This window comes from uncultured Candidatus Puniceispirillum sp. (genome assembly GCF_963979125.1).
In the GTDB taxonomy this organism is placed as follows: Bacteria; Pseudomonadota; Alphaproteobacteria; order Puniceispirillales; family Puniceispirillaceae; genus Puniceispirillum.
The window spans coordinates 1-12039 of record NZ_CAXBVX010000066.1 but is presented as its reverse complement, the minus strand read 5'-3'; the positions used below and the strand labels follow the sequence as shown (position 1 = coordinate 12039).

16 protein-coding genes and 1 other RNA gene are annotated in these 12039 nt (G+C 49.1%); 10 read left to right on the top strand and 7 right to left on the bottom strand.

Annotation, left to right across the window (positions count from 1 at the left end; translation table 11 throughout):
- Positions 1–9: 9 nt before the first annotated feature.
- An RNA gene (gene rnpB / locus ABNT28_RS07610) (RNase P RNA component class A) lies at positions 10–392 on the bottom strand.
- Positions 393–525: 133 nt separating this feature from the next.
- On the opposite strand from rnpB, the gene ABNT28_RS07605 reads away from it, so the two are divergent.
- Positions 526–1215, top strand: coding sequence for a hypothetical protein (locus ABNT28_RS07605; protein ID WP_332924623.1), 690 nt, complete (start codon positions 526–528; stop codon positions 1213–1215).
- Between the two features lie 21 nt (positions 1216–1236).
- Here the strand turns inward: ABNT28_RS07605 and ABNT28_RS07600 are convergent, their stop codons facing one another.
- Both ABNT28_RS07600 and ABNT28_RS07595 read right to left on the bottom strand, forming a co-directional pair.
- Positions 1237–3162, bottom strand: coding sequence for an ATP-binding cassette domain-containing protein (locus ABNT28_RS07600; protein ID WP_332924622.1), 1926 nt, complete (start codon positions 3160–3162; stop codon positions 1237–1239).
- Entirely contained in the window at positions 3163–3885 is a 723-nt protein-coding gene (locus tag ABNT28_RS07595; RefSeq protein WP_332924621.1) for a TerB family tellurite resistance protein, read from the bottom strand.
- 145 nt (positions 3886–4030) lie between these two features.
- Between ABNT28_RS07595 and ABNT28_RS07590 the strand changes: the two genes are divergently transcribed.
- The gene (locus tag ABNT28_RS07590; RefSeq protein ID WP_332924620.1) at positions 4031–4294 is read left to right on the top strand and encodes a sulfurtransferase TusA family protein; all 264 of its coding nucleotides are present in this window, start codon (positions 4031–4033) and stop codon (positions 4292–4294) included.
- Between the two features lie 16 nt (positions 4295–4310).
- Here the strand turns inward: ABNT28_RS07590 and ABNT28_RS07585 are convergent, their stop codons facing one another.
- Positions 4311–4643 (bottom strand): hypothetical protein, encoded by a 333-nt coding sequence (locus tag ABNT28_RS07585; RefSeq protein WP_332924619.1) that lies wholly within the window; start codon positions 4641–4643, stop codon positions 4311–4313.
- Positions 4644–4715: 72 nt separating this feature from the next.
- Between ABNT28_RS07585 and ABNT28_RS07580 the strand changes: the two genes are divergently transcribed.
- Genes ABNT28_RS07580 through ABNT28_RS07565 form a run of 4 tightly spaced genes read left to right on the top strand, consistent with a single transcriptional unit; the run spans position 4716 to position 6300 of the window.
- Entirely contained in the window at positions 4716–5426 is a 711-nt protein-coding gene (locus ABNT28_RS07580) for a lysophospholipid acyltransferase family protein (RefSeq protein WP_348721317.1), read from the top strand.
- Entirely contained in the window at positions 5426–5818 is a 393-nt protein-coding gene (locus ABNT28_RS07575) for a DUF2237 domain-containing protein (RefSeq protein WP_332924624.1), read from the top strand. The genes ABNT28_RS07580 and ABNT28_RS07575 overlap by 1 nt, the downstream gene beginning before the upstream one ends.
- 56 nt (positions 5819–5874) lie before the next feature.
- Positions 5875–6078, top strand: a complete 204-nt coding sequence (locus ABNT28_RS07570; RefSeq protein ID WP_332924617.1) for a hypothetical protein — start codon at positions 5875–5877, stop codon at positions 6076–6078.
- Between the two features lie 54 nt (positions 6079–6132).
- Positions 6133–6300: a hypothetical protein gene (locus ABNT28_RS07565; RefSeq protein WP_332924616.1), complete on the top strand. Its 168-nt coding sequence runs from the start codon at positions 6133–6135 to the stop codon at positions 6298–6300.
- Between the two features lie 7 nt (positions 6301–6307).
- On the opposite strand, the gene ABNT28_RS07560 is transcribed toward ABNT28_RS07565, so the two are convergent.
- Positions 6308–6673 carry a TfoX/Sxy family protein gene (locus ABNT28_RS07560; protein WP_332924615.1) on the bottom strand — a complete coding sequence of 122 codons (366 nt, stop codon included), beginning with the start codon at positions 6671–6673 and terminating at the stop codon, positions 6308–6310.
- Between the two features lie 120 nt (positions 6674–6793).
- Between ABNT28_RS07560 and ABNT28_RS07555 the strand changes: the two genes are divergently transcribed.
- Positions 6794–7696: a homocysteine S-methyltransferase family protein gene (locus tag ABNT28_RS07555; RefSeq protein WP_348721316.1), complete on the top strand. Its 903-nt coding sequence runs from the start codon at positions 6794–6796 to the stop codon at positions 7694–7696.
- Positions 7697–7749: 53 nt separating this feature from the next.
- Here the strand turns inward: ABNT28_RS07555 and ABNT28_RS07550 are convergent, their stop codons facing one another.
- Both ABNT28_RS07550 and ABNT28_RS07545 read right to left on the bottom strand, forming a co-directional pair.
- Complete coding sequence (locus ABNT28_RS07550) at positions 7750–9276, bottom strand: carotenoid oxygenase family protein (protein ID WP_348721315.1); 1527 nt, start codon at positions 9274–9276, stop codon at positions 7750–7752.
- Between the two features lie 38 nt (positions 9277–9314).
- Positions 9315–9779 carry a DUF2141 domain-containing protein gene (locus tag ABNT28_RS07545; RefSeq protein WP_332924612.1) on the bottom strand — a complete coding sequence of 155 codons (465 nt, stop codon included), beginning with the start codon at positions 9777–9779 and terminating at the stop codon, positions 9315–9317.
- A 154-nt stretch (positions 9780–9933) separates the two neighbouring features.
- On the opposite strand from ABNT28_RS07545, the gene ABNT28_RS07540 reads away from it, so the two are divergent.
- The 3 genes from ABNT28_RS07540 (at position 9934) to ABNT28_RS07530 (ending at position 11741) form a co-directional block, all read left to right on the top strand.
- Positions 9934–10707 (top strand): LytTR family DNA-binding domain-containing protein, encoded by a 774-nt coding sequence (locus ABNT28_RS07540; protein WP_332924611.1) that lies wholly within the window; start codon positions 9934–9936, stop codon positions 10705–10707.
- Between the two features lie 108 nt (positions 10708–10815).
- On the top strand, positions 10816–11190 hold the full coding sequence (locus ABNT28_RS07535; RefSeq protein WP_332924610.1) for a rhodanese-like domain-containing protein: 375 nt from the start codon (positions 10816–10818) through the stop codon (positions 11188–11190).
- Between the two features lie 17 nt (positions 11191–11207).
- Positions 11208–11741, top strand: coding sequence for a tetratricopeptide repeat protein (locus tag ABNT28_RS07530; RefSeq protein WP_348721312.1), 534 nt, complete (start codon positions 11208–11210; stop codon positions 11739–11741).
- Positions 11742–12039: the final 298 nt, after the last annotated feature.

Below are 12039 nucleotides of genomic sequence, written 5' to 3'. Positions count from 1 at the left end.
CCTGAAAAATCTGTCAGATGGCCTATAAGCCGGGTTCTGTGCCGCCAGCGTGCGCTGGCGGTGACGGCTATTCATCTACGATGCCTGTTACCAGACATCTTTAGCAACCTACCCGGACAAGATGCAGGATCGCACCTGCCATTTGCATGGCGTTTGTCCCTATATGGTCTTGCTCCGGATGGGGTTTACCATGCCCGTTCTGTTACCAGACCGGCGGTGCGCTCTTACCGCACCATTTCACCCTTACCATGGCACGCCATGGCGGTATCTTTTCTGTGGCACTTTCCCTAGGGTTGCCCCCGCCGGGCGTTACCCGGCATCCTGATCCTGTGGAGCCCGGACTTTCCTCTCCTCTTTTACGAAAAAAGAGCAGCAGCCATCCAGCCATCTGACAGGCCGCCACTATACCGATACCGCCCCGCCGCCGTCAATATGGCGGGGGACTGTCAGTTGATACAGATTGATGTTTGAGTAGTTTATTAATCGTAAAAACAATCACTGATTGAAATGCAAGAGGAGGCTAAAATGACATTTCAGCAGGATAATCAGTTGATTGAAATATTGCGCGATATGCAACGTTGCCCGCATCTTGAAACGTTTACCCTTGCGGGTAGTGCTGAAATTTGTGATGGGGCAATTTATTGCCCTACTAACGGATATGCGCCACGTGCCTTTGGCGGTGCAAAAGGAAATCTTGATGACGTAAAAGTTGTTATCGTCAGCAATGGACCCACCACACCAATTTATGATGAAAAATATACAGGTGATCCAGACAGCGATTTGGAACTCATGCTAAGTGACCAGTATATGCAATCAGAGCCGCGGAACATACATCCGAATTTAAAATTATTTCTTGATTGGGTGTTTCCTGAGTCACAGGAAAATTTAGACGAACAGCTAAAACATGCATGGCTGACGAACAGTGTTCATTGTACGTTTAAAACAGAGCCTAGAATTAAGGATCGGAGACGATGCGCTAATGCCTATCTTGTGAAGGCATTGAAGCTGTTCACAAATCCGGCTGTGGTTTTAGCAGGCAGTAAAGCGCAAAGTCTTAGAAGTTTTTTATTTTCTGAGATTACAAATCCCTGCATCATAGAATGCCATTCGTTTTCGGCTCCCTTCGCCAAAGGTAAAAATGTTGCTATAGAGGAATGGAAAAACGCGGCAAGAGAGTGTCAAGAGTATATCAAACGGCGCGACGGCGGTTCTTAGTTTTGAATTTTTGATATGGGATCAATCCCCGCCCAGCTTTTCGGCTTTTTCTGCCGCCGCCAGCCAAGCCAGCTCCTTATCGTCTTTGTCGCTACGCAGGGTGGCGATCGCATCGGCGGTGCGGGCAAATCTATCCGGGTCTTTGGTAAATAAATCCGGATCGCCAAGCACGGCTTCCAGCTTGTCAATTTCGGCGTCCAGCGCCTCTATCTCAGCCGGCAGCGTATCCAGCGCGTGCTTATCCTTAAAGCTCAGGCGCGGTGCCCGCATGCTGTTTGATCCGCCGTCATCTTTGCCTGTTTTACCCGCTTTCGATTTGCGCGCGCCTTTGCCACCACCTTTGGCACTGCGTCCTTCGTCATGTTCTAGCGCCCGCTCATTTGCGCGCTCTGTGGCGCGTTTGCGGCGTTCCAGATAATCCGAATAGCCGCCAGCATGGGCAACAATCTTGCCATCGCCTTCAAAAGCCAGCAGGCCCGTCACTGTCCGATCCAGAAAATCGCGATCATGGCTGACAATCAGCACGGTGCCGTCATAATCGGCGATCACTTCCTGCAACAGTTCCAGCGTTTCCAGATCCAGATCATTCGTTGGTTCGTCCAGCACCAGAAAATTATGCGGGCTGGCAAACAGCTTGGCCAGCAACAGGCGGTTTTGCTCACCGCCCGACAATGTCGCCACGCGCTGGGTCATTTTCACATCTTCAAACATGAAATCGCGCAGATAGCTGGTGATATGTTTTTGCTGTCCGGCTACTTCGATCATGTCACTGCCGCCTTCGCTCAACACTGTCCAGGGCGAGGCGTCACGATCCAGCGCTTCGCGGCGCTGGTCGAAATAGGCATGGTTCAGGCCAAATCCCTCACGCACGCGCCCAGCATCAGGCGTGCCGATGCCCAGCAAAATCCGCACCAATGTCGATTTGCCAATGCCGTTGGGCCCGACGATGCCGATGCGGTCACTGCGCCGGATCAACAGATTGAAATGGCGCATCAAAATGCGGCGTCCATTTTCGTCTAGTGTTTGGCTCGATGACGTACCAACATTGTCGGGTGCCGGAACGCTGGCGGTTATATCAATCGCTTCCAGCACCAATTGCCCGCCGCCTTCGGCGGGTCCCGTTTCCATTTTGACAGTCCGCGCGGTGATACCACCGGCCTTGGCGCGCTCGGAACGCAGACTATGCAATTCGCGCAACCGTCCCTGATTGCGTTTGCGGCGGGCAGAAATGCCTTCGCGTGACCATTTGGTCTCGCTGGCGATACGGCGATCCATTTTGTGCAGGGTGACGGCTTCTTCGGCCAGAATGCCTTCCGACCATTCGTCAAATTCGGAAAAATGCCCGTCGCGGCGGCGTAATTTGCCTTCATGCACCCAGACAATGCCAGTGCCCAGATTGCGCAAAAACGCACGGTCATGGCTGACCACCAACAAAGCCCCCTTATGCTGGCGTAACATGCCTTCCATCCATTCAATGGTGGGCAAATCCATATGGTTGGTTGGTTCATCCAGCAGCAATATATCGGGTTCGGTATAAAGCGCGCGTGCCAATGACACGCGCCGCGCTTCGCCGCCCGACAATCCATCGGTCATGCGATTGCCATCCAACCCCATCCGCATCAGAATCGCTTCGGCTTTATGTGCTTGTCTGTCACCAGCTTCTGTTTCCATCCCCGCGGTCACAACGGATATCAGGCTCATGCCTAGCGGGATATTTGGGGCTTGCGGCAGATAGGCAATATCGGCACCAGGCGCAGTCCACAGACTGCCTTCATCCATTTCGCCAACCCCTGACATCAGCTTCATTAGGCTGGATTTACCCGCGCCATTGCGCCCGACCAGCGCCAGCCGGTCACCTGCATGAAGCGACAGATCGGCACCGCGCAAAAGCCAGCGGTCACCCAGATTGATTCCGGCATTGGCCAGCGTCAAAAGCGGGGGGATCATTTAGCTGATTCCGCGCTGACGGCAAATGGCGTCATAGGCGGCATTGATTGCGGCAAGGCGGTCATTAGCGGCGGCGATAAATTCTTCGGGCATACCATCCGCCATTAATTTGTCTGGATGATGCGAACGCACCAATCTTTTCCATTGGGTTTTCAGATCATCGTCGGATATGTCTTTGGAAACCGCCAGCACCTCATAGGCTGACGGGCCATCGCCTTGATGAATAGCGGCAAAGCGGGCAAAATCTTCGGCGCTAAAGCCAAAAATATGAGCCACTTCGGCCAGATATTCCTGTTCGGGTTGGGTGATTGCACCATCTGAACGGGCAATATGGAACAACAGATCCAGCAACTGTTCCAATACTGGCGTGCGCGGCGCGAACAGGCGGGCTACCTGCTGGGCATAATCTTGAAACCCGTCAGGTGTTTTACGCGCCAGATCCCAGAATTTACCAACCTGTTTGACTTCCGAAGCGGGGATATGAACGCGGTTACGAAAAGCACCGATTTCATCGCGCGTGACCATGCCATCGGCTTTGGCCATTTTGGCCGAAAGGGCAATCACGGCGACGGTAAAGGCCACTTGCCGTGTCGCGTCACCATCGGGTTGTGGCGTCAGCCGTTTTTCAACCGCGTGACCTGCTGCTGCCCCTAACAAAGCACCAATCGGACCGCCCATTGCAAATCCGGCTGTACCGCCGATTATGATACCCCAGATGCTCATGCAGATTATCTAGCTTGTCTGGCATATGATTGGCAAGAAAATTGGCAAAAATCAGCTATAGATTATACCAATAATGGTTTCGCCCTGATCAATATGTGGATTACTATATCACGGCACGTCAATCGTTTCCCGAAAGTTCCTGTTTATGACCAAACCAATAGATCCTGCATCCCAACGTCAAGCGGCTGATGTCAGCCTTGATCTGACTGGCCTTAAATGTCCGCTTCCCGTGCTCAAGGCACGGCGCCAGGTCGGTATGATGGCCGCGGGTACAGTGCTTGCGGTGACTGCTGATGATCCGGCGGCGCCATTGGATTTTGACCATTTTTGTGAAACCACGTCGCATCGTCTGATTGGCAATGAAACGATTGCTGGCGTGTTTCATATCTTCATCAAGGTTGGTGCATGATGATTGAAATTGGACACTAGGCCAGCAAATTAAGATGAAAGGCGGTGGCTGCCGCCCCTTCGGTTGCGCCGTCATATAACCCCAGCTCTTTACATTTGATGAAAAAGCCTGGCGCAGGCAAACCGCCGCGTGCTCGTGAAATCACCCATGCCGCGCGCAGGGGCATTGATTGTGCATGGTCATCATCCATTGTTGATTCCAGCCAACCCGACAATTTGTTGATCCGGTGCGGTGTGGGTATTGCGGCGGCTTCGGCTAGGTCGGCATAAGTTATTAAGGTCCGGTTTTTCATCGCAACTGCCAGTGCCATTTCGGCACGGATATGCCATTCATTATCGCTTATGGTCATTTGTTCAAAATACCTTCGCTGATATTGATTTTCGCCATTGATGTTGCTGCCGATTATAACTAGCTTGACGCTATGGTTTATCTCAGATCATTTTTGTTTAACAGCCTGTTTTATCTGATGACGACTTTGATCGTTGTGCTGTTTCTGCCGCTATTGCTTCTGCCACGGCAAGTCGTGTGGTGGGTGGCGCGTTTCTGGGGCTGGACAACATCCAGAATGCTTTACATCTGTGGAATCGATCATGACATCAAGGGTGCCATGCATCTTGATGAAACCGTTATCTATGCGGCAAAACATCAATCGGCATGGGAAACCATCGTGCTCTATGCCGCGTTAAGGGCACCGATCACGGTGATGAAGCGCGAATTGCTGTTCTTGCCTTTTATTGGCTTTTTCTTTTTACGTTCGGGCTGTATCGCGGTAAACCGTTCGGGCGGTATGAAAGCATTGCGTGAATTGCGCGCGACGGCATTGCGGATACGTGACAATCCTCGGTCAATTCTGATTTTTCCACAAGGCACGCGGGTCATGCCGCGCACGCACCATGATTACCAGATAGGTGTTTTCACGCTCTATGACACAACCGGTTTTACCGTGGTGCCTATCGCGCTTGACTCAGGGCGTGTCTGGCCGCGCAATAGCTGGATGAAATTTCCCGGGCGGGTGAATGTGCGCTTTCTTGACCCGATCGAGCCGGGCTTGACCCGCAAGCAATTCATGTCCACCCTTGAAACCCGAATTGAAAGCGAAGTCGCTATTCTCGAAGCAAATGAGGTGACATGATGGATGGTGGTCAGGGACGCCCAAACGGGCAGACAAATGTACTTGGCGGCATTCTTGCCAGCTGTTCGCATGATCCGATCACAGGCTTTTTTCGTGATGGGTGCTGTAACACGGGGCCATCCGATCAGGGGCTGCATACAGTATGCGCGGTGATGACAGATACGTTTCTGGCCTATAGCAAGGACGCGGGTAATGATTTATCGACGCCAATGCCTGACTATGGGTTTCCTGGTTTGAAAGCGGGGGATCAATGGTGTCTGTGCGCTGCCCGTTGGGAACAGGCGCGTGCGGCAGGCCATGCTCCAAAAGTTCGGCTGGCCGCTACTAATCAGGTGACGCTGGCGGTTTGCAAATTAGAAGATCTGAAAGCCCATGCCATCGACCTGAATTAGCTGTTGTGGTAGGGATATTTGTAGCCTCAATACCACAGATTAAAGGATAGGAACCCATGCTTGCACTTGATCAGAAAGTAACCTTGTCCTGTACTGAAACAGGTCAGGACGCGTCTGGTACCATTGTCCGCATTCAGGGAAGTCGAGTTGACGTGGCGCTAAGCCAGGGGGGTGGCAATCTGCTGGTGTCCTTGCATAAGCAAAAAGCTGGCCTGTATGTGGGTAGTCAAAGCGGCCTTGAATTCGTGATGCGCATTTGATTAAAACGCCTTATTATCGCAACCGAAACATAAATACCTTGAACGAGGTGTGTTATGTCTAATGACACGCAACCTGATGAAACAAAGCCGAATCCAGACCGGATTTTGTGGGTTCTTAGTGCTGTTCTGGTGCTGATTGCTGTTGCCATATTGCCGTTTGCGGCACGTAATTCGGCGGTGGTGCGTTCGATTGCGAACATGTGCGGGTTTGATCTGGGTTAAATTTTGTTTATGTTGCTTTTTTGCGTTTACGGGTTTTTTTGGCTTTTTCTTTAGGCGGTAAACTGCCCGTAAAAAATACCGCCAGATCAACATAACGTTGCAAATCTTCATCTTCGGCAATGCCATCATGTGTGACCATCATCCAGCCTTTCATGGGACGGCCCGTCAGGTCAAACGGGCGGACATGTGGTTCGTTCATCAAGGCGTTTGCGGCATCGGCACCAACGCGAATGACAAGCATATCATTCCAGATTGCAACACAGATATTGCCATTCATGAGATAACCAAAGCCGCCAAACATATAGGTGGCTTCCATCTCGAACATATCACCGACAAGCTCGGTCAGGCGTTCGGCAAGTCCGTTATCATACATCTATTGCCTCATCTAACATCGCTCAGAAAGATTACAGGTCAAACATAACAAAATTAACCTATCAAACATCTAGACAAAACAGGTCGTACAGATTTAATCTCGCTGGTGGGGGAGATTATTATGATTATATTGGATGGTGGCCTAGGCCGTCAGCTAGCCGCTATAGGTGCGCCTTTCCGGCAACCCGAATGGTCTGCGCTAGCGTTAATGGAAGCGCCGCAATTTGTTCGTGACGTGCATGATTCCTTCATTGATGCTGGTGCGGATGTTATCACGACAAATTCTTATGCCATTGTCCCCTTTCATATTGGCCAGGATCGTTTTGATGCACTTGCGCCGCAACTTCTGACCTTGTCCGGAACTTTGGCGCAGGCGGCGGCTGAAGCAGCCGACCGTCAGGTTAAAGTTGCCGCCAGTATCCCGCCAATGTTTGGGTCATACGAACCTGACAAATTTGACCCGCAGATGGGGCAACAGATGATGCAGTTATTCCAGCGTTATCTGGCACCAAGTGCAGATATTTTTCTGGCTGAAACATTGGGATCGGTGCTTGAGGCCAGAACGTTTCTTGACTGTTTTGTTGATTGCGCTGCCGATCTGTGGCTTTCGGTTACCTTGGAAGATGTTAAACCTGAACCAGCTATGCCGCGCTTGCGCTCAGGCGAGCCACTATCGGCTTTGCTTGATGTTATCGCAACGATGCGTCTTGATGGATTGCTGTTTAACTGTTCCCAACCTGAAGTTATGCTTGATGCGGTTACATGCGTGTCGGCATTTCGTGATCGGCAACCGCCACGTCCAACTGGACTTGGTTTGCAGATTGGTGTTTACGCGAATGCCTTTCCGTTAATGGATGATGATTACGAACATGCAAATTCAACATTGAATGAAATGCGGCATGACGTTACCCCGCAACGTTATGCTGAATATGCTGTTCAATGGGCTGCGGCGGGTGCCGACATCATTGGCGGATGTTGTGGCATCTCACCTGATCATATCACGACATTACGTGCAACGATTTAGGGTAGCCGGAACATTCAGCTACCCTAAATCAACAGATTACAATGAACCAATAGCTAGGCGGCAGATACAAAATTGCCATGAAGCCCAGGTGGTAAACCATAGGGTAATGTTACCATCGCTTGGGGCCCGGCAACAAGATCATAGGCATCCAGCACAGCTAGTTTGGTTTTGCCGTCTAGCAAATCAAGATGAAGCCCAATTAACCATCCCGGTATAATACCGTTCATCGTTGGGCGGTCGTTATCAGCAACAAATATATGCTCCTCAAGCAGACAATCAGCCCCATAATCATATTGATCTACTTTGCCTGTTTCCAGATTGACGCCTAATGCATAGCGAAATAATCCAGTTTCTGTATCTATTCCTATTGACCAGCTATGCTGGCTTCGATGGCCATCTGCCACTGAAGCGGTGCGCGGAAATTCGTTTGCATAATTATGGATTCTTGTAACTTTACCGTCATTCCGATTAGGCGAAAGCGTGACACGATTATGGTGCGGATTCATCGGCGGTAAAGCAAGGTTCTTTTCACCTTTATTCAGGTGTAGATTGAAAACAATATCAGCATTTTTATAATGACATAAGTCCAGTTCAATTGTGCCATCATCAGCCTCAAAAGCACTGCCAATGTGGAAATGAAAGGCAGTGGGAATGTGATGTCGGCGTAGCACCGATAGATCATTTTTATCAACGATCAGAATCTCCACTGGCCGATCTTCATGCCATTGATGTGCATTAAGGAAGCTCGCATTATTTTTTGCCCGATCCAGTTCCCATGTCAGTGGTGGTAGCAGAAGTATCAGGAAATTTTTGGTGATCGCAAAATCATGAATCATGCTGGTGTTTGGCATATCCAGTAGATTGTATTTGTTCAATCTTCCATCTGGGTTAATGTGATACAGGATCATTTTTTGGCTCCACGGTACCTGCCCGAAATTCCACAGGCTACCGTCATCATCAATATGTGGGTGCGCCGAAAAGGGGGCCGTGGCAAGATCATCATGCCATTTGACTTTTGCAATGCTGTCCAAGTTTTCCTGATTGATCTGCCACGCTGAACCAGCTTCCCATAATGCCATCAGACGATCACCGTGATGCACAATATTTGTATTTGCGACATTGATCTCATCGGATGATCTTGCCACTGCCGAGTCCACCCAATTATGGCTGAATGTATCAAAAAAATAGTCACCAGCGTCGTTTTCGGCATTGTATTTCTCTGTATGCACGAACTGACCGTGATGTTGCATATTGCTTCCGTTAAAGCGAAACGCCTGGATAAAACCATCACCATCAAACCAATGTTTGTAACTGCGTGAAAACCCCTGTCGTAAGGCAGGTCCGTTTTTATAATAAGTGCCACGCAAACTAGCAGGCAGTTTGCCCTCTATGATGGGGTTTTGTGATGCCAGTTGATCGGGCAGACGAATGTTTAGTGCCTGCTGCCGATGCGAGTATCCGGCAAAAGCTGATGAAAGACCAAGATGGGCTGATGCAAAGACAAAGCTGGCAGCACCAGCCAGTGCAAGCGCATCACGCCTTGAAAAGCTACTTAGATGATTATTGTGTATATTAGTCATGACGAACCTCCAATGCGGACTAATCGTGCGGTTAAACTTTAAAAGAGCTTGATTGTTTGCCGGTTTCTTGTGCCGTCATCTTTTATGGTAAAAGCGGCATCGGCAAAGGATGGAGGGCCAAATAGGCCACGCGCATCTCTGGAAAAGCCGTAGGGTTCGGTTGGTGCCCCAACTAAATTAAAATCCAGTTTCTCATTGCCGTTGAGATCCAGAAAACCGTTCGCTGTGTATGTACCAGGTGAAATATCTTTGACAATAAACTTGGTCTTTTCATTCGATTGCATTGCGATGGTTTTAGTTAAGAACGCCTTTCCATCAGGGAATTTATCAGCTTCGCTTTCTGGTATTATTGCAATGAAAGCGACGCCGTTGACGTCCTTTTTGTTGGTGATATGGATGACAAGCTCGGCGGCAGATAAGGATTGGGTTGCGAATAGTAATGCCGCGCTTGCAAGCGTTAACCTGAACGAAAATCTTGTTCTAAATCGTAAATACTGTTTCATTTGATCACTCCATGTGCGTTTGTTTTTATTTAATAACGCAATGATAAGAGCGCACAGTTGGACGAAAAACGACTGTTTCGTTAAGTGTGTTCTTTCTTTCGCGAAATGCACAAAAACGCATTTCACGCGTCGTGAAATCTAGGGAATTCAAAGAATGGCCAGATTGAAACCATATTTTCAAATGCAAGATATTGTCGGATCGGTGTTGCTGGCACTCATCCTATCTGTGTCACAAGCCTTTGATGCAATGAAGGATTTGCATTTTCTGGCGTCTTTTGGAATATGGATAATTATTGTGCTACCGGTTTGGATGCTAGATGCGGTTCCTATACGATGGATTTTACAAATGTCTCGTCAACCCTATCTGATGGGGTTGATGCTGGCGATGTCAGTGGCGCTGATAGCGTCCTTTCCCCAAACACTTTACATCCAGTCCTGTTTTAAATTTATGGTGCATGAAACGGTCTCTTTCGAGATCATGTTTATTCGGGTCTTAGCCATCTCATTATCGGTCACAGTTCTGGTTTATGTTTTAGTTGGTGGCGCAGATAACATTGTGTCCAGAAACACATCTACTGATCTGTCATTAGGGGCATCAAACCCGAAACTATTAACGAACCAATTGCCGCCTGAAATAGGTGGTAATATTATGTCGATGCATGCCGAAGATCATTATCTTCGTATTGTTACGGACAAAGGTGAGGCACTTGTATTAATGCGCTTACGCGATGCCATCGGAGCGATGAATACGGACGATGGCATGCAGACGCATCGGTCGCATTGGGTATCCACTTCGTCAAACCCTGTTCTGATCCGGCAAAATGGAAAACCGACACTTCAGCTATTTGATGGGCGCATGGTGCCAGTTAGCCGCCAATTTCTAAGCAATGTTCGTGCGGCATTATCTGCCAAGACTATCCCGCAATAACTTTATTATGACCCTTGAATGTGCGGGCATTCTTCCCACCTCATAATGGTAACATTATTGACGACATGCTTGGCGCAGCTGGGCATGTGGTAACCAAGGGAGATTAAAATGAAACGTGCACAGGATTATCTTGCCGAAGCCAACGCGGTTGTTCCGAAAATCAGTCCGCAAGACGCCATTGCCAAACATGAAGCAGGCAACAGCCTGTTTATCGATGTGCGCGCCAGCAAGGCGATTGACGAAAGTGGTACAATTGCCGGTGCTTTACGCATCGATCGTGGTTTTATCGAATTTGCTGCTGATGATTCAACACCGCATCATAACCCGGCTTTGGCCAAGGATGCTGACATCATTCTGATCTGTGCCGCAGGTGGTCAGGCCGCGCTTACGGGCAAAACACTTAAAGACATGGGGTATGAACATGTTGCGAATGTTGGTGGGATTGGTGATTGGATTGCCGCAGGTGGCAAAACCGAAGCGTAAACAGTTGTGAGGTAACTATGAGAATAACGACAAATAACCAAGAGCAGTTTTTTCAAACCACGATGTTCAGAGTTTTCACTGCTGGCGCGCTGGCCATTCTGATCGCATGCGCCAGCACCATGACGTTTGCGGCAGGCAGTGACTCTGGATCATCAAGCACAACTGGCTATAGCACCCAAGGCGCTAACAATAGCAAGGAATTGCGTGAAGCCATCAAACTGATCAACCGTAACCTGTTCGAGGCAGCATTGGTGCCGCTTGCGCTTGAAACAATGCAGAATCCGAAAAATGCCGATGCATGGAACTATACCGGTTTTGCCCTGCGCAAAAGCAAGCGCTATGATGAATCAATGGATGCCTATAACAAAGCATTGGCGATTGATCCCGAACATGCAGGTGCATTGGAATATCAAGGCGAACTATATCTAACATTAAAGCAACCAGACAAAGCCAAAGCAAATCTTGCCAAGTTGAAAAAGCAATGTTCATTCAATTGCAAGGAACGCGACGATCTGATGCGCGCCATCAATGCCTATAACGCCGCAAATTAACCAAGATCAGAACAAATAAAGGGGGATGAATCCCCCTTTACGTGATTGGCTATCGAAATAACCTGTATTCAAAAATGTTGGTTAACGGCGACGCGAGAGGCTGCTCTCACATCCAGAATACCCAACCAGGTTATTTGATAGATTCCGAATATCACTAGACATTAGATCACCTCCTTTTCATTGTTGTTACTGTTGGCTTACAGCCTAGCGGTTAAATTCAGGCTTGTCACCTGCGACATTGTCTCCCAGGGATCTCCTGGGTATTTATTGGGGATCTATTGGGATGCTATTGTTGTTG